Raw genomic sequence first — 21,909 nt, forward strand, 5'->3', positions numbered from 1 at the left:
GTGCACCGGTCCCCGCGCCACCGAACGTCATGAAAGCCCCCTGTGAACACCGCCCTCGCCGAGGTCCTGTCCGTCGTCCTGCTCGTCGTGGTGCTCGGCTGCGCGGTGGCCCGCCCGTTCGGACTGCCGGAGGCGGTGGTCGCCGCACCGGCCGCGGGGATCGCCGTCGCCGTCGGTGCCGTCTCCCTCGGCCACGCCCGTGCCGAGGCCGAACTGCTGGGCCCGGTGCTGGGGTTCCTCGCCGCCGTCCTCGTGCTGGCCAGGCTCTGCGACGACGAGGGGCTCTTCCAGGCGTGCGGGGCGTGGATGGCGCGCGCGTCGGCGGGGAAGCCCCGGCGGCTGCTGGGCTCGACGTTCGCGCTGGCCTCCGGCATCACGGCGGTGCTCAGCCTGGACGCGACGGTCGTGCTGCTCACGCCGGTGGTGTTCGCGACCGTGGCCCGGCTGGGCGCCCGCCCCAAGCCCCATGTGTACGCCACCGCTCATCTGTCGAACACGGCCTCGCTGCTGCTGCCCGTCTCCAACCTCACCAACCTGCTGGCGTTCACGGCGAGCGGGCTGACCTTCACCCGGTTCGCGCTGCTGATGGCGGCGCCCTGGGCGGTGGCCGTGGCCGCCGAGTACGTGGTGTTCCGCCGGTTCTTCGCGGCCGACCTGGACGCCGGGGCGCCGCCTGCCGGGGAAGCGGTCGAGCCGACCGAGCTGCCGATGTTCGCGCTGGTCACGGTCCTGTGCACGCTCGCCGGGTTCGTGGTGACGTCCGCGCTCGGCGTCGAGCCCGCGTGGGCCGCGCTGGCCGGGGCCGTGGTGCTGTCGGTCCGCGCGCTCGTCCGCCGCACCACGACCCCGGTCGCACTGTTCCGGTCCGTCTCCCTGCCCTTCCTCGCGTTCGTGCTGGCGCTGGGCATCGTGGTGCGCGCGGTGGTGGACAACGGCCTCGCCGACGCGCTGGGCCGTGTGCTGCCGTCCGGCTCCGGCCTGCTCGCCCTCCTGGGCGTCGCCGCCCTCGCCGCCCTCCTCTCCAACGTCATCAACAACCTGCCCGCGGTCCTCGTCCTGGCCCCGCTGGCCGCCCCGCTCGGCACGGGCGCCGTCCTCGCGGTTCTCCTCGGCGTCAACATCGGCCCGAACCTCACCTACGCCGGCTCCCTGGCCACCCTCCTCTGGCGCCGTATCGTCCACCAGCACGAACACGACGTGGACCTGGGCGAGTTCACCCGACTCGGGCTGCTGACCGTGCCGGCGGCGCTGGTCTCGTCCGTGGTGGCGCTGTGGCTGTCGTTGCTCGTCTTCGGGGGCTGAGGCGGCCGATCAGGCTGCGGCCCGCTTCTCCCGTGGCTGCCCCGGGGCAGGTGACGGACATGATGTCGCTCGGGAGCGTCCAGTTCGATGCGGTGCCGGCGCCCGCGCGGCACGATCGCGGCGGTGCCGGCCGTCAGCCGGTCCCCGCCGGGGTGTTACGGGCCCAACTCGCCCTCATGGCTGGGCGGTCGCTCGACGACTGAGGAGCGGGCGTCCGAGAGGGGTGACCGGTCAGTCGCCGTCCCTGAGCCCCTGCCGGTACTCCCCCGGCGGCACACCGTAGCGCTGCCGGAACACCCTGCTGAAGTGGAACGGGCTGCCGAACCCGGAGGCGGCGGCCACGCGCTCGACGGGCAGTTCGGTGACCTCCAGGAGCCGGGCGGCATGAAGCAGACGAGCCTGGAGGAGGGCGCGCATCGGGGAGTGGCCGAGCTGTTCGGTGAAGAGGTGCGCGAAGCGGGACGGGGAGAGGGAGACGCACTCGGCGAGGGAACGGACGGTGTGCGGGGCGCCGGGGTCCGCGGTGATCAGGTCCTCGGCCCGGCGGATCCTCGGGTCCACCCCCGACCGGCGGGACTCGGCCCGGGCCGCGGCGAGCAGCACGACCTCCTCCAAGGAGCACAGGGCGAGTTCGCGTGCCGCCGCACCGTGCGCCACGGCGACCTCGCCGCCGGGCGGTGCGGTCCTGGGCGTGGGCGGGGTGCCCTCGCTGCCCAGCGGGACGGTTTCGGGCGCCGGCGGTGCACCCGCCCCGCCCGGAGTGACGGCCCCGGACGTCGGCGATGTGCCCACCCGGCCCGGCGGGGCGGTCCCGGGCGCCGCCGATGTGCCCTCCCAGCCCGGCGGGGCGGTCCCGGGCACGGGCGGGGTACTCGCCCCACCCTGCGTGGCAGTCCCCGACACCGCCCGTGCGCCCTCCCAACCCGGCCTACCGGCCCCAGGCGCCGCCGATGTGCCCGCCCCGCCCGGCGTGACAGTCCCCGACGCCGCCGATGCTCCCGCCCAACCCGGCATGGCAGTCCCCGACGCCGCCGATGCTCCCGCCCAACCCGGCATGACGATCCCCGACGCCGCCGATGCTCCCGCCCAACCCGGCGTGACGATCCCCGACGCCGCCGATGCTCCCGCCCAACCCGGCATGGCAGTCCCGGGCGTCGGTGGTGTGCCCTCGCCGGTCCAGCGGGCGTCGGCGAGCATGCGGTGGAAGGCCGTTTCGACGCGTTCGCGGATGCCGTCGGGGGGCGACGGGACGGCGTACAGCCAGTCGCCGGTCTCGTACGGGCGCAGCCAGGCCGTCCAGGACGCTCGTACCTGGCAGTGCACCCACCAGAACGCCCAGTGCCCGGCGCCGGGTCGGACCGTGTAGTGCTGCGGCATGCCCGGGCCGAGGACCACGAGGTCGCCCGGGCCCGCCGCCGTCTCCGCCGCGCCCTGTCGCAGCAGTCCGCCGCCACCCGTGGTCCAGGTGAACAGCCAGCTGTCCGCGCCGCGCGGCCGGTTCACGGCGTACGGCGGCCGCTGGTCGAAGCGCCCGATGATCACCTGGCCGGGCGGCGGCGACGGATCTGCGGGCGTGACAGTCACAGGCAGGTCGTCAGCATGCACAGGCATCCTCCCGAAGGTCGCTCGGACCTAGCGTGGAGCACAGCGGTCGACGGTGCGAAGGGACGCGCGGATGACAGTCACAGGCAAGGTGGAGTTCGAGGAGAACGGCTATCTGGTGGCGCGCGGGCTGTTCGCGCCCGCCGAGATCGAGGAGCTGTGCGACCGGTTCACGGCGCTGCGGGCGGGCGGCCCGATCCCGGGGCACTTCCAGCCCCGCCCGCCCACGACCGACGGACCGGCCGACCCGCTCCACATCTACCCCCGGGTGATGCACCCGCACCGCATCGACGAGCTGTCGCTGCGGGTGCTCCTCGACGCGCGGCTGCGGGACATCCTCGAAGGGCTGCTCGGGGAGGAGGTCCTGGCCGCGCAGAGCATGTTCTACTTCAAGCCGCCGGGCGCCCGAGGCCAGGCGCTGCACCAGGACAACTTCTATCTCCGGGTCGAGCCGGGCACCTGCGTGGCCGCGTGGATCGCCTGCGATGTGATCGACCGGGACAACGGCGGCCTGGAGGTCGTGCCGGGGACGCACCGCATGGACCTCTTCTGCCCGGAGGAGGCGGACCAGGAGCTGTCCTTCGTCCGCGAGTACGTACCGCCGCCGCCCGGCCTGACCCCCGTACCGGTCGACATGGCCCCGGGCGACGTCCTCTTCTTCAACGGCAGCCTCGTCCACGGATCCCAGCCCAACCGCACCACCGACCGCTTCCGCCGCTCCTTCATCGGCCACTACGTGGGCCGCTCCACGGAACGCATCGGCCGCTACTACGACGCCCTGACGATGACCGGCGCCCCGGTCTCCCTGCCGGAGAGCGAAGGAGCGGGCCCGTGCGGCACGGAGTTCGAGCCGATGGGCGCCCACTGACGGCGGCGCACGACACGAACGGCCACGACCGACCGGCCCCGGCCTCCGCCCCGGCTCAGCCCAGTTCGAGCAGCCCCCGCCGGACAGCTTCGGACACCGTGCTCGCCCGGTTCTCGGTGCCGAGCTTGCGGTAGATGCGGACCAGGTGGGTCTTGATCGTGGCCTCGGTCAGATACAGGGAGGCGGCGATGGACCGGTTGCTGTGCCCCTGCGCCAGCAGCCGTACGACCTCGATCTCCCGGTCGCTCAGGACGGTCCCCGGATCGGCCAGGTGACCGGCGAGATGTCCGGCGGCCTCGGGGGCGAGGCCCATACCGCCGGCCGCGGCGGCGCGTACGGCGCGGAACAGTTCCTCGGGCGGACCCGCCTTGAGGATGTAGCCGCGGGCGCCGGCCTCCATCGCCCGGACGACATCGCCCTGGGTGCCGGAGCTGGTGAGGACGACGACTCGGGTGCCGGGGGCCTCGGCGGTGATCCGCCGGGTCGCGTCGAGGCCGTTGACCCGGGCGCCGGGGGCCGTGTCGTCGGTCAGGCGGAGGTCCATCAGCACCACGTCGGGGCCGAGGCGCGCGGCGAGCCGCACGGCCTCCTCGCCGTCGCCGGTCTCGCCGACGACGTCGAAGCCGGGTTCGCCGGTGAGGAGGGCGCGCAGCCCGGCGCGTACGACGACGTGGTCGTCCACGATGAGGACGCGCAGCGGGGTGCCGTTCGGGTCGGTCACCGGCTGCCCGCCATGCCCGCCAGGGCGAGGGCGTCCACGGGGAGGCAGGCGCGGGCCAGGGTGCCGCGGCCGGGTGCGCTGCGGACGGTGAGCGAGCCGCCGAGGGCACCCAGTCGCTCCCGGCCGGCGGTCAGGCCGAGGCCTCGGTCGCCCGGCTTCGCCGTCGCCGCCGCCATGTCGAAGCCCACCCCGTCGTCCCGCACCTCGACGGTGACGGTCGTGTCGTCGCGGTGGTCGAGGGTGACCCAGACGTGCCGGGCGCGGGCGTGTTCGCAGGCGTTGGCCAGCAGGCCCTGGGCGACGCGGAGCAGGGCCGCGGCCCGGTCCGGGGTCAGGTCGCCCGGTTCGCCCTCGGTGCGGAACGCCACCCGTGAGGGCGTGGCCGTGTGCCGGGCGCAGAGGGTGCGCAGCGCGGTCGCGAGGTCGTCGTGCTCCAGGGCGGGCGGGGTGAGGTCGCTGATGATGCTGCGGGTCTCGGCGAGGTTGGCGCCGAGCGCGTCGACGACCGTGCGGACCTGGGTCCTGGCGAGGTCCGGGCGGCGGTCCCAGTCGCGGTCGGCGGCCTGGAGGAGCATACGGCTGCCGGCGAGTTCCTGGGCGAGTGTGTCGTGCAGGTCGCGGGCGATGCGGGCGCGTTCGGCGAGCCGTCCGGCCTCGCGCTGGCCCCGCGCCAACTCGGCGCGGGTGCGCCGCAGTTCGCCGAGGAGCCGCTGCTGGGTGCGGTAGAGGGTGACGGTGGCCCAGAGGGCGGCGGCCGGGGGGACGACCAGTTCGGGGTGGAGGGTTCCGGCGCTCCGGGCGACCACGAGGACGAGCAGCACGGTGATCACGCCGGTGACGGCGACCGCCGTGCGGCCCGTGAACATGCGCAGGGCGAGGATCGCCAGCGGGAGCGCGAGCCAGGCGTAGGCGGTGGCGACCGGGGCGGGCATCCCCCAGGACACCCAGCACCACAGCGCCAGCAGCACGCCGAGCCAGACGGGCCGGCCCGACCGCCCGAGCCGGTCCCAGAGGGCGAGCCCGCCCACGTAACCGGCCGCCAGGAGGGTGACGAGCGGGACCAGTTCCCAGCACAGCGCGGCGTTCAGGTCGACGAGGCGGAGCACGCCGCCGACGGCGACGGTCAGGAACAGCAGGTCCGGCAGCCGCCGGAGCGACAGCGAACCTCGGCGTACGAAGGCGGGGGCGGCGATGGCGGGCACGGCGGCGATTCCCTCTGCGACGGTCCGGACTGGCGGCGGGCTGGCGGGGCCAGCCGAGTGTAGACAGTGACCAGTGTGACCGGAGTAAAGGAATCCACCGTGCCCGTCCTTCCGGGCGGGCTGTTACCGCCCGGGGTGCAGGCCCAGGAAGCCCGGCGTCGGGTCGCCCTTGACCTCGCCGAAGTAGAGGGCGAAGGTCTGCTTCCACCGCTCGATCTGAGCGCGGTCCTCCATGAACCGGGGGAAGCCGTCGAGGTGCGCGTTACGGTACGTCCAGATGGGCTTCAGGCCACCGGCCGGGGTGACGTCCGTGCGGACGGACCAGCCGTTGAAGGAGCCCTGCTGGCGTTCGGTGGACAGCGCCCAGTTGAGGTACAGCTTGGCGGCAGTGGGGTTGGCGGCCTTCTTGAGGATCGCGGCGCGCTGGCCCCAGGCCATGAAGGGGTGCCCGTCGGCCACGGCCCAGCGGGTCGCGGCGGTCGAGGGCGCGGTCAGCGAGCCGGATCCGCCGACGCCGATGGCCTTCTGCTTGGCGTTCACCGCGACGCCCGGGGAGTGCGAACCACGGTTGAACTGCGGCTGCTGCGCCGCGAACTCCGCGATCCAGTCCCAGCCGTAGGCCTCCTGGTAGAGGGCGAAGAGGTAGAGCACCGCGTCGTCGTCGTGCGGGTAGGAGGACGCGATGGCGCCCTTCCAGCGCGGGTCGACCAGCTCGTACGGCGACTTCGGCGCGTTCCCGCCGACGGCGTCGACGCCGTACATGTAACTGAAGCCGATGACCGCGACGGCCGTCCACGCGCCCTGCGGGTCGCGGAAGTCCTTGTACAGCTTGGAGAACCCGGCGGGCTTGTACGGCAGCAACTTGCCCTGGCGCTTCCAGCGGGTGAAGTCCTGCAGCGTCTGGAGCTGGACGACGTCGGGGACGAGGGTGTCGGTCGCGAGCTGGTTGTCGACGCGGACGTCGTGGTACTTGCTGTAATCCACGACCATCGTCAGGTCGATGTCCGGGAAGCGGGCGCGGAACGCCTGGGCCGTGAAGTCCTGCTGGGTGGCGGTGTCGCCGCCCGCGTAGATCACGAGCTTGCCGCCCTCGGCGACCGCGTCGCGGTACAGCTCGTCGAGGGAGCGGGTCTCCTCGGAGCCCGCCGCCGTACGGGAGCCCGAGGTCGACGCGGCGGCGGACTGTGCGACGCCGGTCGCGACGAGGCCGCCGAGCGCGGCGCCCGCTCCGGTGGTGAGGATGCGTCGCCTGCTGAAGTTGCCGGCCATGTGGGGGAAGGTCCTTCCGCTGCTGACTTGTACGACGGTGCCGCTGCGGCGGCACCGTAAGTCTGCGATCGGCGGCGTCCGCCGCGCGTCGCCCGTAAGCGGATGACCCGTTCAACCGTTCGGTTGAACGGGGCCACGGAGTTCAGCGGGTGACGGGCGTACCCGCCGCGTCCTCCCCCAGCAGATCCAGCGCCCGTTCCCAGGGGAACTCCTTGCGCCTGCCGTCCTCTTCGACCTCACCGGCGTAGGGGTCGCCGAACCTGACGCCCATGCCGCGCAGCCGCTCCAGGCTCGCGCGGTACGCCGGGTGGGCCGCCAGGGCGTCGGCGACGCAGGGCAGTACGGCGATGGGGACGCCCAGGCCGTACGCCTCGCACAGGGTGCCCAGGGCGAGGGTGTCGGCTGTGCCCGCGGCCCACTTGTTGATGGTGTTGAAGGTGGCGGGCGCGACCACGACCGCGTCCGGCGGCGGGAAGGGACGCGGATCGCCGGGCGCCCGCCAGGCGGAACGGATCGGGCGGCCGGTCCGCGCCTCGACGGCGGCCGTGTCGAAGAAGCCGCCCATGGCGACGGGCGTCGCGATGACCCCGACCTCCCAGTCGCGCTCCTGGGCGGCGGTGATCAGCTTGCTGACCTCCACGGCGATCCCGGCGGCGCAGACGACGACGTAGAGGAAGGGTTTCCCGCCCCGGCCGGTCCCGGCTCCGGCTCCGGCTCCGGCTCCGGCTCCGGTGGTGTTCGCAGTCGCTGTCATCCGCCGCACCCTACTGAACCGGGCTCAGCCGCCGGGTGCTCTCTCGACGAAACGTTCGACGTCCTCGGCGGTCGGCCGGAGCAGCCCGTCGCGTACGGCGAGGGCGGTGGCCTCGGCCCGGGAGGCGGCGCCGGTCTTGCGCAGCAGGTGCTCGACGTGGGTGTGCACGGTGCGCGGGGACAGGAACAGCGCCTGGGCGATGGCCTGGTTGGTATGACCGGTGGCCGCCCGCGTGAGCACCTCCAGTTCGCGCGGGCTCAGCCCGTACGGCAGGGGGGCGGGTGCCTCGTGCACGAGGACCGCCCGGCGTACGACGGCCGTGCCGAGGGTGTGGCGGCGGAGGGTGACGCGGTGCCAGTCGTGCCCGACGGGCCAGAGGAGGCGCAGCCGGGTGCCCTGGGAGTCGGCGAAGGCGCGCACGAGGCGGCGGAACTCGGTGTCCTTCAGGACCGCGGCGGGTTCCCGGCCGGGGAGTTCGAGGGCTTCGTCGGCGACGACCAGGCTCGCCCCGCCCTCAGCGGGAAGGTCGTGGAGGTCGCCCGCGTGCGCGGTGGGGTCGGCGAGGACGCCCAGGGCGGGGAGGAGGGAGGCGAGGAGGTGGCGGGTGCCGGTGTCGTAGGCGTCCGGGGTCGCGGTGGACAGGGTGATCAGTCCGACGAGGCGGCCGTGGTGGCGCAGGGCGCCCGTCACCGCGTCGCGTACACCCGCCGGGCGCATCCGCTCGGCGTAGAACCAGCCGTCGCGGTAGCGCTCCCCCGGGTCCCCGGTGTTCTCCCCGTCCTCCGAGATGGAGGGCGGGATCTCGCTGCGCAGGACATTGTCGTACCAGGGGGTCGAGACGAACTCGGCGGCCAGGGCCTCGGAGACGTCGGCGTCGTAGCCGACGCCCGCGATCTGGACGTAGGTGCCGGTGACCGGGTCGATCTCCAGGAGGGTGGCGGCGTCGAGGGGCAGGGCGCGGCCGAGTTCGTGGAGGGCCTCGGCGCAGGCGGAGGCGGTGTCGCGGGCGCGGGTGAGCATGCCGATGCGGGTGGCTGCCGCGATCTGGTGGTGGGTGAGCATGCGAGCCTCCCGGGGCCGCCCCGAGACCGGACAGGTCTTTTGGGCCCTAACGATAGGCCGGGCGGAGATGCGTGGACAAGGCATTCACCGATCCGTGACCTGGATGTCCGCCGTCCCTCGCCCTCCATACGCATGGGAGGGCTGCCCGCCGTACGCATGCGGTGTCCACCCGCCGTACGGACCGGCTGCCGGGCCGCTGTACGCACCGGGTGTCCGGCCCGCCGTACGCACTCGGTATTTGTACGGATGGTGGGGCGGGGCGCCGGGGTCTTTTCTGTTCGGCACAGCAGGACGCCCGCCGTTGACGGGCCCCGTCCCCTTGGAGATCCCCGCCATGACCAGACGCCCGACTTCCATCTCCCCGGCCTCACGCAGACAGTTCCTCGCGTGGTCCGCCGGAGCCCTCGCCACGACCGGCCTCGCCGCCGCGGGCTGCAGCGCCCCGGAGAGCGGGTCCGGCTCGGCGAGGGCCGCGGGCGCGTCCCCCTCGACGACGAAGCTCACCCGGATCGGCCTCGACTACCCCTTCACCCAACTCCCGCTCTACACCACGCTGGTGAAGCTCTCGACGGCCGCCGCGAAGAAGCACGACGTCAGGCTGCTGACGACGAGCGACGCGAGCAACGCCGACACCCAGGCGACCAACCTCACCACCTGGGTCACGCAGAAGATGCCCGCGATCGTGTCGTTCCCGATGGTCTTCGAGGCAGCCGAGTCGATCGCCGAGACGGCGCTGGACGCGGGCCTCATCTGGGTGACGTACGGCGGGACGCTGGAGCACCAGAGCGCCGACATCCAGTTCAGCTTCCGCGAGAGCGGCACGCTGCTCGGCGAGGCGGCCGCGAAGTGGGCCAACAACGAACTGGGCGGGAAGGGGAAGGTGGCGTTCCTGGTCGACAACACGATCGAACTGGGCCGGGAGCGCACCAAGGGCATGGTCGACGCGTTCACCGAGCTCGCGCCCGGTGTCGACGTGGTGGCGCAGGAGCAGGCCATCGACCCCGACACGGGGCTGTCGAAGTCCAACGCGATCCTCGCCAAGCACCCCGACCTCAACATCGTCCTCGGGATCACGGACGCGGCGGCGTACGGCGGCTTCAAGGCGTTGCAGCAGGCCGGGCGGAAGGCGGGTGACAAGAAGACGTTCGTCGGAGGCCAGGACGGTGCGGCCCCCTCCCTTCTCGCCATCAAGCAGGGCACCTTCTACCGGGCGTCCTCCGCCCTCGCCCCGCAGGACATCGCGAACGCGATCGTCGACGTGCCGCTCGCGGTCGCCGCCGGGAAGGCCGACCCGAGTGTCCAGGTGCCGGTCAAGCTGGTCCAGCGCGGCGACACGGCGGAGATCGACGCGCTGCTCGCCCAGAACGGGTAGGGCCGCGCGATGGCCGACATGAGCGACACGGGCGGGGCGACTACCGGCGCGATCAGCGCTACCGACGTGGCCAACCCGCCGAATCTGCGGATCACCTCGCTGAGCAAGTCCTTCGGTGGGGTCCGGGCCCTGGACGGGGTCGACCTCACCGTGCCCGCCGGGCAGGTGCACGCCCTGCTCGGGCACAACGGCGCCGGCAAGTCGACCCTGATCAAGTGCCTCGGCGGCGCGTTCCCGCCGGACGCGGGGACGATCGGGGTGGGAGGTGTCCCGTACACCCGGCTCAGCCCGCGCGAGTCGATCGCGGCCGGGGTGGCGATCATCTTCCAGACGCTCAGCGTCGTGGACTCCCTGACCGTGGCCGAGAACATCTTCCTCGGCCAGGAGTGGACGCGATACGGCCGGATCGACCGCCGGGCCCAGGAGAAGGTGGCCGCCGAACTCCTCGACCGCGTCGCCGCGAGCTGCTCGCCCCGCGACCGGGTGGGCGAACTGCCCATGGGGCAGAAGCAGTTGGTCGAGATCGCCAAAGCCCTGAGCCGCAGCGCCTCGGTCCTGGTCCTGGACGAGCCCACGGCCGCCCTCTCCGGAACCGAGAGCGACGCCCTGGCCGCCCGCGTCGAAGACCTCCGCGCCCAGGGCCTCGCCATCGTCTACGTCACCCATCTGCTGGCGGAGGTCGAACGGCTGGCGGACGCGGTGACCGTGCTGCGGGACGGGCGGGTCGCTCATCATTCGGCGACGGGGGGTCACCATCGCCGGGAGCTGGTGGAGGCGATCACGGGTGGACGGGGAGCCGTGTCGGCGGGTTCCGCCGGGACCGGGCCGGCCTCTGCTCGTGCCTCGGCGAGCAGGGCGACGCCCACTGCGGGTGACGGTGGCGGTGACGGTGGCGCTTCGGGTGCCGCCCTCGGTGCGGCCGCCACGGCCATCGGGGCCGCCGGCGGAACGGACCACGACACCGCCCGTCACGGGGAACACGGCACCGCCGGGCCCGGCCACCGCGAAGACGGCCTCGCCGCGGAAGCGGAAGCGGAAGCGGACGATCGCCCCCGGCGATCCGTCACCGCCCCCGCCGGGACCATGGCGCCCTCCTCCCCCGGCGCACCCCTCACCGCCCGTCTCACCGTGCGTGGTCTGCGCGGCCCCGGCTTCGGACCGGTCGACCTGACCGTCGGCGAGGGCGAGATCGTAGGGCTGTACGGGCTGATCGGGTCCGGGCGAACGCGGGTGCTGGAGACGCTGTTCGGCAGGCGCCGTGTCGCCGGTGGGACGGTCCGCGTCGGAGACCGTGCCGTCTCGCCCGCCCGGCCCGCCGACGCGCTGGCCGCCGGGATCGCGCTCGTGCCGGCGGACCGGCGCGCACAGGGACTGCTCCCGGGGCTGAGCGCGCAGGACAACGTGCTGCTGCCTTCGGTACGCACCCTCGCCCGGCGCGGAGTGCGGGCGCTCGGCGCGGAGCGGCGGGTGTTCGACTCGCTCGCCGAGGCGGTCGGGCTGCGGCCCACGCGTCCGGCACTGCCGGCCTCGGCGTTCTCCGGCGGCAACCAGCAGAAGCTGCTGCTCGGCCGGTGGATCAACGAGGCCCGTGCCGTCGGCGTCCTGCTCCTGGACGAGCCGACCCAGGGCGTCGACGTCGGTGCCCGCGAGGAGATCTACGACGTCGTCGCCACGCTCGCCGAACAGCGCGGCACCGCCGTGCTGTTCGCCTCCAGCGACCCGGAGGAGGCGGCCTCACTCGCCCATCGCTGTCTGATCGTCGACCGGGGCCGGATCGTCGGCGAACTCTCCGGCCCCGACCTCACGGAAGAGGCCCTGCTGGCGGCCGTCCACGACGCGGGGCCGACGGCACGACAGCCACACCCCGCGTCGGCCGGCGATCCGGCCGCACCACCGGCACGGCGCACCGCCGGCGCCACCCCGCCCCGACCGAGCGCGCCCGACGGCGATCCAGCCGCACCACGCGGATCCGCCGCCCCGGCGCCCCCGCACACCCCGCCCCACGAAGGAGCAGCATGACCACCGCGACCGCCGCCGAACGCGTCGTCCCCGGCCCCCGCGCCCTGGCCGCGCACGGGCTGGTGACGGTGCGGCGGCAGCCTCTGATCGTCGTTCTCGCTCTGCTGGTGCTGGTGTTCCAGTTGTCCACGGGAAGCTTCCTCGACCCGGGCAATCTGCGCGGGATCGCCACCGACGCGGCCGCCCTCGCGATCGTCGCCGTACCGCTGGCCCTGCTGGTCATCAGCGGCTATCTGGATCTGTCGGTGGGCTCGACGCTGGCGCTCGGGGCGGTGACGGCGGGCTGGCTCGCGGGTGAGCAGGCGCAGTCCCCCGTGGTCGCCGTCCTCGGTGCGCTGACCGTCGGCGCTGCGGTCGGTGTGGTGAACGGGGTGCTCTGCTGCTACTTGGGGCTGTCGCCGTTCATCGTGACGCTGGGCATGCTGGCGGCCGTACGGGGACTGGCGCAGCAGCTCTTCCCGTTGCCGCTGAGCGGGTTCGGGGACGGTTTCGCGTGGCTGGGCGGGGCCCGGATCGCCGGGATCGCGGCGCCCGTGGTGCTCGCCGGGGTGGTGCTCGTCGCCGGGGCGCTGTTCCTGGCGTACACGCCGACCGGGCGGCACGTCTTCGCGATCGGGGTCAACCGGGAGGCCGCGTATCTGTCCGGCATCGATGTCCGCCGTACGCCCTTCGCGCTGTTCGTGGTCACGGGTACGGCGGCCGCGCTGGCCGGGGCGATCAAGGCGTCCGTGCTGGACAGCGTGGTCGCGGGCACCTCAGGGGCGGGCTTCGAGCTGGCGGTGCTCACGGCGGTGCTGCTGGGCGGGGTCGCGCTGAGCGGCGGCTCCGGTTCGGTTCTCGGTGTGCTGCTCGGCGTGCTGTTCCTGGGCTGCCTGCAGAACGGGCTGACCCTGCTGAGTGTGCCGACGTTCTGGCAGCAGATGGCCCAGGGCGTGGCCCTGGTGGCGGGCGCCGCGCTCGCGTACTTCGGCCCACGGGCGACTCGATGACGACTCCGCTTCCCCCCTTGTTCGGACAACCCAGAGAGGTCCTCGTGAGCGACACTTCCCCCTCCCTCATCCTGACGGGCGGTCAGGTCCTCACCGTCGACGCCGGTTTCACGGTCGCCGAGGGTGTGGCCGTGCGCGGCCGGGAGATCGTGGCGGTCGGCGCGGACGCCGAGATGCGTGCGCTGGCCGGGCCGGCGACGAGGATCGTCGAGCTGGCGGGGCGGACCGTGCTGCCGGGCATCAACGACTCGCATCTGCACGGCGCCGCGCACGGGCTGGCCAAGCCGCCGTTCGCCCTCGACGTCGGCCATCCTGCGGTCGGTTCGATCGCCGACATCGCCGGGGTGGTGGGCGGGGCGGCGCGGGCCGCCGCGCCCGGCGAGTGGATCGTCGGCCTGGGCTGGGACCCCGGCTATCTCGCCGAGTGCCTCGCCGATCCGGGCCGGCTCCCGCACCGCGGTGACCTGGACGCGGTGGCGCCCCACCACCCCGTCTGTCTGACCGACTTCTCGCAGCACATGGTGTGGGCCAACAGCGAGGCGCTGCGCCGGTGCGGGATCGACGCCGCCACGAAGGCGCCCGACGGCGGAGTCATCGACCGCGACGCCGCCGGCCGGCCCACCGGCATCCTGCGCGAGGCCGCCGGGGTCCTGCTCCAGGCCGCCCTGCCCTCCCCCACCGTCGCGCAGCGCCGCCAGGCCATCCGGAACGTCGTCGCCGAACTCCACACGCGCGGCATCACCAGCTACACCGAGCCGGGCCTCGGCCCCGGCGGTTCGGAGACCCTGTTCGGCGGGCTGAGCACCGACAACTGGACCGCGTACGCCGATCTGGCCGCGACCGGCGGCCTGCACGCCCGGGTCAGCGTCCTCCTCCTGCCCGCGCCCATGGGCGGCTCCGCCGACGACGTCCGCAAGGGCCTCGCCGAGCTCCACCGCCCCGAGTCCGCGGACCCCTGGCTGCTGAACGCCATCGGCGTGAAGATCTTCGCCGACGGGGTGCCGCCGAACCGTACGGCCTGGATGAACGAGCCCTACCTCGACGGCGGCCACGGCTCCCTGTGCGTGCACGGGCAGACAGCCGAACTCCAGGTCGACGAGCTGTTCGACATGATCCGCGTCGCCCACGAGGCGGGCTACCAGCTGGGCGTCCATGTGACGGGCGACCGGGCCATCGACATCGTGGTGGACGCGTTCCTGGCCGCGCAGGAGGCCGCGCCGCGCCCGGACGCCCGGCACTACGTCATCCACGGTGACTTCATCAGCGCCGACAGCCTCGCCCGGCTGGCCGAGCAGGGATACGGCGTCAACATGAACCCGGCCATCAAGTGGACGATCTCCGATCTGATGGAGGAGGTGGTGGGCCCGGAGCGGTCGGCGTACGAGTGGCCCGTCCGCTCGGCCTTCGAGGCGGGACTCGCGGTCTGCGCCAGCTCGGACGCGCCGATCACCGAGCCCGACTGGCGGCAGGGCGTCGCCGGGATGCTGCTGCGTGAGTCGAAGGCCGGCGGCCGGGTCAGCGGCCCCGAGCAGCGCGTGGGACTCCCCGAGGCACTGCGGGCGTACACGATCAACCCGGCGCGGCAGGACTTCGCCGAGGAGTGGAAGGGGTCCGTGGAGGTGGGCAAGGTGGCCGACCTGTGCGTCCTGGACCGGCCGCTGCTGGACCTCGACCCGCGTGACCTCACCCGGGTCGAGGTCGACATGACGGTGTTCGACGGCGGGGTGGTCTTCGAGCGCTGAGCGGGCGGTGCGAGGCGGCCGGCGCCGCGCCCGCCGAAGGGCACGGCGAAGGGTACGCCGAACGCGTCATGAGAGGCTCCCTTCCCTCCGTACAATTTGATCCCGAACGACCGAACGACCGCACGATTCAATGTCCGCACGCATGACGAGCCGGGACCGGAGGAGCCGCCGCACATGGCCGTCCGGTCCGGCCGTGAGACCGAAGGAGCGCCCGTGCCCGGCCAGCGATCCATCACCGAAGCCGAGAAGCTCGCCGCGGCGAAACTGGGGGACTTCCCGATCCGCCGGGACCAGATGGCGGCGGTGGCGAACATCTACCGGGCCGCCTCGGCGGTGCGGCAGCACCTGGAGAACTCCGTGCTGCGCGGCTGCGACCTCACCTGGACGGCCTTCGTGGTGCTGTGGGTGGTGTGGGTGTGGGGCGAGTCCGAGACCCGGCACGTGGCGGAGGAGGCGGGCATCTCCAAGGGCACGCTCACGGGGGTGGTCCGCACGCTGGAGTCACGTGGGCTGGTGCGGCGGGCGGACCACCCGACGGACGGACGGCTGGTCCTGCTGGCCCTCACCGACAAGGGCGAGGAGCTGATGCAGCGGGTGTTCCCGGCGTTCAACGAGGAGGAGGCCTTCGTCACCGGGCAGCTCAGCGACACGGAGTGCCGGAGTCTCGCGGAGGGGCTGCGCAGTGTCGTGCTCCAGGTCGAGGAGCACGGCGAGGAGCGCCGCCGCACCCTGCTGAACGGCGCCGAGCCCGCCCCCCGGCGCAGCGGTCGCCGCCCGAAGGCCTGAGGCGGACCGGGAATCCCGGTCAAGAGGTAATTCGATTGCGGGGGCGGAGCACCCGCCCCCAGGATCTGCCCATGCTCATCAACGACGCCTTCCTGCCCCTGACCCTCGCCACCGCGTCGCGCGTGCGGGGTCAGCAGCAGTCCGGCCGACCGTGGGGGCCGACACCGCCCCGGTCGTGACGGCCGCGCTCGTCGCGGGCCTCCTCGCCGGCTATGGCATCGCCATCCCCGTCGGGGCGGTCGCGACCTACCTCGTCTCCCTCACCGCCCGTACGTCCTTGCGGACCGGAGCCTGCGCCGCGCTCGGCGTCGCGACGGCCGACGGACTGTACGCCCTGCTCGCCACCGTGGGCGGTACGGCCCTCGCCGCCGCGTTGCGACCGGTCCTTGAGCCCCTGCGCTGGGCGTCCGCCCTGGTGCTCCTCGCGCTGGCGGCACGCGGGGCGGTCACGGCCCTTCGCCAGTACCGCACTCGCCGGCTCACCACCCGCCCGCGCCAGGACCCGGTCGGCCCGGCACGCGCCTACGTCGTCCTGCTGGGGATCACCCTCCTGAACCCCACCACGGTGGTCTACTTCGCCGCGCTCGTGCTCGGCAGCCGCTCCGCCGAAGCCGTGAACCCCCTGGAACAGACGGTGTTCGTCCTCGCCGCGTTCCTCGCGTCCGCCAGCTGGCAGCTCCTGCTCGCGGGCGGCGGCGCGCTGCTCGGCCGGGCGCTGACCGGCCACCGGGGACGGCTGGTGACCGGACTCCTGTCGAGTGCCGTGATCGCCGTGCTGGCGGTGCTGATGCTGGAGCCGTCGCCTCTTCTCTCCGGCTTCCGTCAGTGAAGTGGCAGCAGCAGCCGCACACTTCACGACGGTGAGGATGAATCCGGAAGGGTCGGGTGTTGAAATGCGGGGACAGGGTCTGTACGCGACAGAAAGGGACGGTTGCCATGCCTCTTGAGGGTGAGTACGTACCCAGCCCCACGCAGTGGGTGCGTGAGCAGGTCGAGTTGTACGAGAGCTCGGGCGGCACCAAGGGGACGACGTTGCGGGACACGGGCCTGCCGGTCATCGTGCTCACCACGCGCGGTGCGAAGAGCGGGAAGATCCGCAAGACTCCGCTGATGCGGGTGGAGCACGACGGGCAGTACGCGGTGGTGGCCTCGCTGGGCGGCGCGCCCAAGCACCCGGTCTGGTACCACAACATCAAGTCCGACCCGCACGTGGAACTCCAGGACGGGCCCACACGGCATGAGTTGACCGCGCGTGAGGTCACCGGGGACGAGAAGGCCGTGTGGTGGGAGCGGGCGGTCGCCGCCTATCCCCCGTACGAGGACTACCAGAAGCAGACCGACCGGGAGATACCCGTCTTCGTGCTGGAGCCGGCCGACGGGTAGAACGCCCGGCCCGGGTCCGCCGGAAGACCCGCGGAAAAATCTTCTACGGGTTGCGCATGATCCATCGGGTACCGGGCACCCGAACCTCAGGCCCCGCCGCGTTCCCCCGTCGCGGCGGGGCTTTCCCCTGCCCACTCGACCTGCCCCGCCTTCTCCGTCACATCGAGGAAGATCTGGTCGGCCTCGGGGACGACATGGGCGATGGAGCGCTTGATGCGGACGGCGACCTCCTCGACCCGTTCGCTGTCGAGACCGGGGACGAGGTCGACGCGGGCGGCCACGAGGGTGGAGTCCAGGCCGAGTTGCATCGTGAGCAGGGCCTCGACGGTGTCGATCTCGGGCTGCGCCGCCAGCAGGGAGCGGATCTTCCGGCTGGGTTCGGGATCGGCGGCGACTCCGATGAGCTGTTCGCGGGCGTCCCGGCCGAGCCAGTAGGCGACGTACACGAGCAGCGCCCCGATCGCGAACGAGGCCGACGCCTCCCAGATCACCTGGCCGGTCACCAGGTGCAGGGCCATCCCGGCGATAGCGAGGGTCACGCCGAGCACGGCCGTGCCGTCCTCGGCGACGACCGTGCGCAGGGCCGGGTCCCGGAGTCCGTCGACGCCGCCGCCCTGCCGGCGCACCTGGTGCAGGGCTCGCAGCAGTGAGGCGCCCTCGGAGAGAAGGGCGACGCCGAGGACGGCGATGCCGGCCACATAGCCGTCGTAGGACTCCTCGCTTGCGGTCGTCAGGGCGTGGATCGCCTGGTAGAAGGAGAAGCAGCCGCCCATCACGAAGATGCCGACGGCGGCGAGCAGGGACCAGAAGAAGCGCTCCTTGCCGTAGCCGAAGGGGTGCCGGCTGTCGGCGGGGCGGCGGCTGCGGCGCAGCGCGGCGAGGAGGAAGACCTCGTTCATGCTGTCGGCGACCGAGTGGGCGGCTTCCGAGAGGAGGGCGGGCGATCCGGCGAGGAGCCCGCCGATGGTCTTGGCGACGGCGATCAGAAGGTTGGCGCCGAGGGCGACGAGGACGGTGACGCGGGTCCTGCGGTCCGCTCGGTCCTTCCGTTCCTCGTGCGGTTCCGGCCCTTCGAGAACCGCCCCGTCCTGGTCGTCCGTCGTCTCCGTGTCTTCTGGTGTCCGCATCACCTTCGCCGATTGCCCCGACCGGTCGCGCTCACACCGTGGGGGTCGCGGAAATCGGGGAACTCTCATCAGGACACATGTATCCGGACCGATCGAGAGGACGGGCGGCATGAGTGTCGGCGAGGGCAACGAGGCGTACGGCAGGAAGGCGTTCAAGCGGTCCAGGAGTCACTTCACGGACCGGATCACCGCCGACGGCCGGGACGGGTGGCCCGTGGAGGCGGGCCGCTACCGGCTGGCCGTCAGCCGGGCCTGCCCCTGGGCGAGCCGGGCGGTGATCTCCCGGCGGCTGCTGGGCCTGGAGGACGCCCTGTCGATGGCGGTCGCCGACCCTATCCAGGACGACCGCAGCTGGCGGTTCACGCTGGACCCGGGCGACCGCGACCCGGTGCTCGGCATCCGGTTCCTGAAGGAGGCGTACGACGCGCGGGAGAGCGGCTATCCGGGCGGGGTCAGCGTCCCGGCGATCGTCGACGTGCCGAGCGGCGAGCTGGTCACCAACGACTACCAGCGGCTCACCCTCGACCTCGCCACCGAGTGGACGGACCTGCACCGCGACGGCGCGCCCGACCTGTATCCGGCGGCCCTGCGCGACGAGATCGACACGGTGATGACGGAGGTCTACGAGGACGTCAACAACGGGGTGTACCGGGCGGGCTTCGCCACCGGGCAGGAGGAGTACGAGGAGGCCTGCGCCGGGGTGTTCCGGCGGCTGGAGGCGCTGTCGGAGCGGCTGGCACGGCAGCGCTATCTCGTCGGGGAGACGATCACGGAGGCGGACATCCGGCTGTTCACCACACTGGTGCGTTTCGACGCCGTCTACCACGGTCACTTCAAGTGCAACCGCTGGAAGCTGGCGGAGGACCCGGTGCTGTGGGCGTACGCCCGTGATCTCTTCCAGACCCCCGGATTCGGTGACACCGTCGACTTCGACCACATCAAACGGCACTACTACCAGGTGCACACGGGCATCAACCCGACCGCCATCGTGCCGCTCGGGCCCGATCTGGCGGGCTGGCTCACGCCGCATGGCCGCGAGGACCTGGGCGGCAGCCCGTTCGGCGACGGAACGCCGCCGGGGCCGGTGCCCGCCGCCGAGGTCGTGGCCGCCAAGGGTCGTCCCTGAGTCGGCGACATCACCACGTGAAGGAGGCAGACCACATGTCCAAGAAGAAGAAGCTCCCCCTCGCCTACCAGCCCCTCGGCTTCGCCCTCGGCTGGGTGAGCGGTGCGCTGGCCTCGGCGGCGTTCCGCAAGACATGGAAGGCGATCCGGAACGAGGACGACGCGCCCGACGCACTGGACCGGGATCGCGGTTGGGGCGAGGTCCTGCTCGCGGCGGCCATCCAGGGCGCGATCTTCGCGGTCGTACGCAGCGCGGTGGACCGCACGGGCGCGAAGGCCATCGAGCGGTCCACCGGGGTGTGGCCTGCCTCCGAGAAGGAAGGCAGGGACTGACGCTCAGGGCCCGTCCGTCCGCTGGCCCGGTCCTGGGCCACCGGACGGACGGGCCCTGGATGCTTCTAGTGCCGCGTCAGCCGAGGTTTGCCCGTCAAGGAGCGGCGTCCGGTGCGTGCGCTCGGCGTGCGGCGTGGAGGGTCATGTGGCGGAGCCACCTGTCCCTCCACGCCGTGCGGCGAGAGTGCGTGCCGGACGCCGCGGAGATCCATCAGAAGGGCCCTAGCCCTGCTTGGGCGCCGTGGGGTGTTTCCGGCGCAGGGTGAAGGAGTGGCCCGCCGGGTCGGAGTAGCCGCGCTCCTCGAACGGCCCGGCCGCCTCCTTCGTGTCCACCGGGCGCCCGCCGAGGGAGACGATCCGCCGCTCGGCCTCGTCCAGGTCCTCGACGTAGAAGTCGAGATGGGCCTGGAGGGAGTTCTCGGGGCGGGGCCAGCTGGGCGGGGTGGCGTTGACGTCCCTGCGGAACGCGATGCGGGCGCCGCAGGCACCCTCGATCTCGACGCGGTTGGCGGTCGCGTCCGTCTCCTCGGCGTCGAGCAGTTCCTTGTAGAACACCGCGAGTTTCTCCGGCTCGGCGCAGTCCAGCACCACGAGGCCCGCCTGTACCAGTGCCATGTCTCCTCCGTACGGGATCCCGGGCGCGGGGGAAGGTCCGCCGCCGCCCATACGCTCCCCGGGTACCCGTCCGCTACAGGTTCAGCCGCAGCGTGAGCGCCTGGGGCCGGAACGACTCCCGCTCGTAGAAGCGGATGCCGTCCGCGTTGGCCGCCGAGGCGGTCACCTCGGCGTGTACCGCGCCCTGCTCCCTCGCCCACTCCACGAACGTGTCGACCAGACGGGCGCCGACCCGGGCGCGCCGGTGCTCGGGCCGGACGTACAGCGCCATCAGGGTGGCCGATCCGACGGGCCGCATGGCGGAGGGGCCGGACATCGCTCCCGACAGATGGCCCACCACCTCGTCGTCGCGGAGCGCGGCCAGCAGCAGCCGGCCGGGGTCCTGGAGGGCGGCCGAGAACGCCTCGGCGCCGTGCCGGCGCGGCCAGTCCACGTTCAGGGCCGGATCCCGGGGGCCGCCGTCCTCGGCGAACAGCAGGGAGCTGGAGACGACGATCCCCGGCACGTCCTCGGCGCGGGCGCGCCGCACGATCACTTCTTGCTCACTCATGGACGGGAACCTAGCGGCGGGGTCTGACAATCCCGTCGTCGGCGACGATCCACGGTCACCCCCGAGTGGACTTCTTGGACAGGCGTCCAGCTATAGTGGACACCTGTCCAAGAAGTTCGGAAGCATCAAGTGAACGACGGAGTCTGTTGACCATGGAGATCCTGGCGAACGCGCTGGTCGCGCTGGTGGCGGCGCTGCACGCGTACATCCTGGTGATGGAGATGTTCCTGTGGCAGAAGAAGCCGGGAATGAGCTTCCACGGCCTGGACGCGGAGATGGCGCGGCGGACGGCCTCGTTGGCCGCCAACCAGGGGCTCTACAACGGCTTCCTCGCGGCCGGCCTGGTATGGGGCCTGATCGCCGGTGACCCGACCGGCTACCGCGTCCAGATCTTCTTCCTCGCCTGTGTGATCGTCGCCGGCCTGTACGGCGCCGCCACCGCCAACCGCCGCATCCTCGTCGCCCAGGCGCTCCCCGGCGCACTCGCCCTGGCCGCGGTCCTCGTCGCCGGATGACTCCCGAGGACCCCCGGGCCACGGAGGATCCCCGGGCCGCCCGCACCCGGGCCAAACTGCGGGAAGCCCTCCTCGACGAGTGCGCCCGGCATCCGCTGCACGAGGTCAGTGTGGCCGCGCTGGTCCGCCGGGCCGGGGTCGGCCGGGCCACGTTCTACGTGCACTACCCGGACCTGGAGGCGCTGGCCGTCGACGCCTGCGCCGATGTCGTACGGGAGGCCGTGGAGGCCCTGCACGCCTGGCGCGGGCGCCCCGACCCGGTGCGTGCGCCGGCGGCGCTGCCCGAGTTCTTCGCGGGCCTTGCCCCGCACGCGCCCCTGTACCGCGCCCTGCTGACGCCCGGCGGCGGCGGGCCGCTCGGTCGGGTCCTGCACCGGGACCTGCGCGCCTACAGCCTCCGCGAACGCGAGCTCGCGGGCGCCGCGGACGCCCCGCTGGTGGCCTCGGCCGTGGCGGCCACCTTCGCGGGGGTCCTCGCCGACTGGCTGCACGGCCTCCTCGACGGCACCCCGCAGGAGATCGCCGACCAGTCGTGGCAACTGCTGGTCGCGCTGCACCGCAGCCGGTGAGCGC

21 protein-coding genes and 2 pseudogenes are annotated in these 21,909 nt (G+C 73.0%); 13 read left to right on the forward strand and 10 right to left on the reverse strand.

Annotation, left to right across the window (positions count from 1 at the left end; genetic code table 11):
- Window positions 1-42 precede the first annotated feature (42 nt).
- Window positions 43-1,302 carry an SLC13 family permease gene (locus tag JIX56_RS02720; protein WP_257537143.1) on the forward strand — a complete coding sequence of 420 codons (1,260 nt, stop codon included), beginning with the start codon at window positions 43-45 and terminating at the stop codon, window positions 1,300-1,302.
- A 231-nt stretch (window positions 1,303-1,533) separates the two neighbouring features.
- Here the strand turns inward: JIX56_RS02720 and JIX56_RS02725 are convergent.
- Together JIX56_RS02725 and JIX56_RS02730 are read right to left on the reverse strand one after the other, a co-directional pair.
- Window positions 1,534-2,007 (reverse strand): annotated as a pseudogene (locus JIX56_RS02725) (helix-turn-helix domain-containing protein); the annotation flags it as partial.
- A gap of 441 nt (window positions 2,008-2,448) precedes the next feature.
- Window positions 2,449-2,913, reverse strand: a pseudogene (locus tag JIX56_RS02730) (AraC family ligand binding domain-containing protein); the annotation flags it as partial.
- 64 nt (window positions 2,914-2,977) lie between these two features.
- On the opposite strand from JIX56_RS02730, the gene JIX56_RS02735 reads away from it, so the two are divergent.
- Window positions 2,978-3,772: a phytanoyl-CoA dioxygenase family protein gene (locus JIX56_RS02735; RefSeq protein WP_257537144.1), complete on the forward strand. Its 795-nt coding sequence runs from the start codon at window positions 2,978-2,980 to the stop codon at window positions 3,770-3,772.
- A 55-nt stretch (window positions 3,773-3,827) separates the two neighbouring features.
- Here the strand turns inward: JIX56_RS02735 and JIX56_RS02740 are convergent, their stop codons facing one another.
- From JIX56_RS02740 to JIX56_RS02760, 5 genes are all read right to left on the reverse strand, one after another.
- The gene (locus JIX56_RS02740; protein ID WP_257537145.1) at window positions 3,828-4,493 is read right to left on the reverse strand and encodes a response regulator transcription factor; all 666 of its coding nucleotides are present in this window, start codon (window positions 4,491-4,493) and stop codon (window positions 3,828-3,830) included.
- Entirely contained in the window at window positions 4,490-5,695 is a 1,206-nt protein-coding gene (locus JIX56_RS02745) for a sensor histidine kinase (RefSeq protein WP_257537146.1), read from the reverse strand. The genes JIX56_RS02740 and JIX56_RS02745 overlap by 4 nt, the downstream gene beginning before the upstream one ends.
- A 123-nt stretch (window positions 5,696-5,818) precedes the next feature.
- On the reverse strand, window positions 5,819-6,964 hold the full coding sequence (locus JIX56_RS02750; protein ID WP_257537147.1) for an ABC transporter substrate-binding protein: 1,146 nt from the start codon (window positions 6,962-6,964) through the stop codon (window positions 5,819-5,821).
- 142 nt (window positions 6,965-7,106) lie between these two features.
- Window positions 7,107-7,718: a flavoprotein gene (locus JIX56_RS02755; RefSeq protein WP_257537148.1), complete on the reverse strand. Its 612-nt coding sequence runs from the start codon at window positions 7,716-7,718 to the stop codon at window positions 7,107-7,109.
- A gap of 24 nt (window positions 7,719-7,742) precedes the next feature.
- Entirely contained in the window at window positions 7,743-8,780 is a 1,038-nt protein-coding gene (locus JIX56_RS02760) for a helix-turn-helix transcriptional regulator (protein WP_257537149.1), read from the reverse strand.
- 334 nt (window positions 8,781-9,114) lie between these two features.
- On the opposite strand from JIX56_RS02760, the gene JIX56_RS02765 reads away from it, so the two are divergent.
- The 7 genes from JIX56_RS02765 (at window position 9,115) to JIX56_RS02795 (ending at window position 17,071) form a co-directional block, all read left to right on the forward strand.
- Window positions 9,115-10,152: a sugar ABC transporter substrate-binding protein gene (locus JIX56_RS02765; protein WP_257537150.1), complete on the forward strand. Its 1,038-nt coding sequence runs from the start codon at window positions 9,115-9,117 to the stop codon at window positions 10,150-10,152.
- A gap of 9 nt (window positions 10,153-10,161) precedes the next feature.
- Window positions 10,162-12,171 carry a sugar ABC transporter ATP-binding protein gene (locus JIX56_RS02770; RefSeq protein WP_443031745.1) on the forward strand — a complete coding sequence of 670 codons (2,010 nt, stop codon included), beginning with the start codon at window positions 10,162-10,164 and terminating at the stop codon, window positions 12,169-12,171.
- The gene (locus JIX56_RS02775) at window positions 12,168-13,160 is read left to right on the forward strand and encodes an ABC transporter permease (RefSeq protein WP_257537151.1); all 993 of its coding nucleotides are present in this window, start codon (window positions 12,168-12,170) and stop codon (window positions 13,158-13,160) included. Before JIX56_RS02770 ends, JIX56_RS02775 begins: the two co-directional genes overlap by 4 nt.
- Before the next feature lie 44 nt (window positions 13,161-13,204).
- Entirely contained in the window at window positions 13,205-14,902 is a 1,698-nt protein-coding gene (locus tag JIX56_RS02780) for an amidohydrolase (RefSeq protein ID WP_257537152.1), read from the forward strand.
- 213 nt (window positions 14,903-15,115) lie between these two features.
- Window positions 15,116-15,688 carry a MarR family winged helix-turn-helix transcriptional regulator gene (locus JIX56_RS02785; protein ID WP_257537153.1) on the forward strand — a complete coding sequence of 191 codons (573 nt, stop codon included), beginning with the start codon at window positions 15,116-15,118 and terminating at the stop codon, window positions 15,686-15,688.
- Window positions 15,689-15,863: 175 nt separating this feature from the next.
- The gene (locus JIX56_RS02790) at window positions 15,864-16,517 is read left to right on the forward strand and encodes a LysE family transporter (RefSeq protein ID WP_257537154.1); all 654 of its coding nucleotides are present in this window, start codon (window positions 15,864-15,866) and stop codon (window positions 16,515-16,517) included.
- Between the two features lie 107 nt (window positions 16,518-16,624).
- On the forward strand, window positions 16,625-17,071 hold the full coding sequence (locus JIX56_RS02795) for a nitroreductase family deazaflavin-dependent oxidoreductase (RefSeq protein ID WP_257537155.1): 447 nt from the start codon (window positions 16,625-16,627) through the stop codon (window positions 17,069-17,071).
- An 86-nt stretch (window positions 17,072-17,157) separates the two neighbouring features.
- Here JIX56_RS02795 and JIX56_RS02800 read toward each other — a convergent pair whose 3' ends face one another.
- Window positions 17,158-18,201, reverse strand: coding sequence for a cation diffusion facilitator family transporter (locus tag JIX56_RS02800; RefSeq protein ID WP_257537156.1), 1,044 nt, complete (start codon window positions 18,199-18,201; stop codon window positions 17,158-17,160).
- Between the two features lie 106 nt (window positions 18,202-18,307).
- Here JIX56_RS02800 and JIX56_RS02805 point away from each other — a divergent pair, with 106 nt between their 5' ends.
- A complete protein-coding gene (locus tag JIX56_RS02805) occupies window positions 18,308-19,324 on the forward strand; it encodes a glutathione S-transferase family protein (protein ID WP_257537157.1) in 1,017 nt (338 codons plus the stop codon).
- Between the two features lie 35 nt (window positions 19,325-19,359).
- Window positions 19,360-19,656 carry a DUF4235 domain-containing protein gene (locus tag JIX56_RS02810; RefSeq protein ID WP_257537158.1) on the forward strand — a complete coding sequence of 99 codons (297 nt, stop codon included), beginning with the start codon at window positions 19,360-19,362 and terminating at the stop codon, window positions 19,654-19,656.
- Between the two features lie 222 nt (window positions 19,657-19,878).
- Here JIX56_RS02810 and JIX56_RS02815 read toward each other — a convergent pair whose 3' ends face one another.
- Together JIX56_RS02815 and JIX56_RS02820 are read right to left on the reverse strand one after the other, a co-directional pair.
- Window positions 19,879-20,271 (reverse strand): VOC family protein, encoded by a 393-nt coding sequence (locus tag JIX56_RS02815; RefSeq protein ID WP_257537159.1) that lies wholly within the window; start codon window positions 20,269-20,271, stop codon window positions 19,879-19,881.
- A 73-nt stretch (window positions 20,272-20,344) separates the two neighbouring features.
- Complete coding sequence (locus tag JIX56_RS02820; protein WP_257537160.1) at window positions 20,345-20,821, reverse strand: GNAT family N-acetyltransferase; 477 nt, start codon at window positions 20,819-20,821, stop codon at window positions 20,345-20,347.
- A gap of 152 nt (window positions 20,822-20,973) precedes the next feature.
- On the opposite strand from JIX56_RS02820, the gene JIX56_RS02825 reads away from it, so the two are divergent.
- A complete protein-coding gene (locus JIX56_RS02825; protein ID WP_257537161.1) occupies window positions 20,974-21,336 on the forward strand; it encodes a DUF1304 domain-containing protein in 363 nt (120 codons plus the stop codon).
- On the forward strand, window positions 21,333-21,905 hold the full coding sequence (locus JIX56_RS02830; protein ID WP_257537162.1) for a TetR/AcrR family transcriptional regulator: 573 nt from the start codon (window positions 21,333-21,335) through the stop codon (window positions 21,903-21,905). The genes JIX56_RS02825 and JIX56_RS02830 overlap by 4 nt, the downstream gene beginning before the upstream one ends.
- Window positions 21,906-21,909: the final 4 nt, after the last annotated feature.

Origin of the sequence: Streptomyces sp. CA-210063 (assembly GCF_024612015.1) — a bacterium.
Classification (GTDB): Bacteria; Actinomycetota; Actinomycetes; order Streptomycetales; family Streptomycetaceae; genus Streptomyces.

Bases quoted from the DNA above. Each gene is read 5' to 3' on its own strand.
- JIX56_RS02735 (WP_257537144.1), top strand. From the start codon at position 2,978: ATGACAGTCACAGGCAAGGTGGAGTTCGAGGAGAACGGCTATCTGGTG.
- JIX56_RS02750 (WP_257537147.1), bottom strand. From the start codon at position 6,964: ATGGCCGGCAACTTCAGCAGGCGACGCATCCTCACCACCGGAGCGGGC.
- JIX56_RS02755 (WP_257537148.1), bottom strand. From the start codon at position 7,718: ATGACAGCGACTGCGAACACCACCGGAGCCGGAGCCGGAGCCGGAGCC.
- JIX56_RS02760 (WP_257537149.1), bottom strand. From the start codon at position 8,780: ATGCTCACCCACCACCAGATCGCGGCAGCCACCCGCATCGGCATGCTC.
- JIX56_RS02765 (WP_257537150.1), top strand. From the start codon at position 9,115: ATGACCAGACGCCCGACTTCCATCTCCCCGGCCTCACGCAGACAGTTC.
- JIX56_RS02770 (WP_443031745.1), top strand. From the start codon at position 10,162: ATGGCCGACATGAGCGACACGGGCGGGGCGACTACCGGCGCGATCAGC.
- JIX56_RS02775 (WP_257537151.1), top strand. From the start codon at position 12,168: ATGACCACCGCGACCGCCGCCGAACGCGTCGTCCCCGGCCCCCGCGCC.
- JIX56_RS02795 (WP_257537155.1), top strand. From the start codon at position 16,625: ATGCCTCTTGAGGGTGAGTACGTACCCAGCCCCACGCAGTGGGTGCGT.
- JIX56_RS02805 (WP_257537157.1), top strand. From the start codon at position 18,308: ATGAGTGTCGGCGAGGGCAACGAGGCGTACGGCAGGAAGGCGTTCAAG.
- JIX56_RS02810 (WP_257537158.1), top strand. From the start codon at position 19,360: ATGTCCAAGAAGAAGAAGCTCCCCCTCGCCTACCAGCCCCTCGGCTTC.
- JIX56_RS02815 (WP_257537159.1), bottom strand. From the start codon at position 20,271: ATGGCACTGGTACAGGCGGGCCTCGTGGTGCTGGACTGCGCCGAGCCG.
- JIX56_RS02820 (WP_257537160.1), bottom strand. From the start codon at position 20,821: ATGAGTGAGCAAGAAGTGATCGTGCGGCGCGCCCGCGCCGAGGACGTG.
- JIX56_RS02825 (WP_257537161.1), top strand. From the start codon at position 20,974: ATGGAGATCCTGGCGAACGCGCTGGTCGCGCTGGTGGCGGCGCTGCAC.
- JIX56_RS02830 (WP_257537162.1), top strand. From the start codon at position 21,333: ATGACTCCCGAGGACCCCCGGGCCACGGAGGATCCCCGGGCCGCCCGC.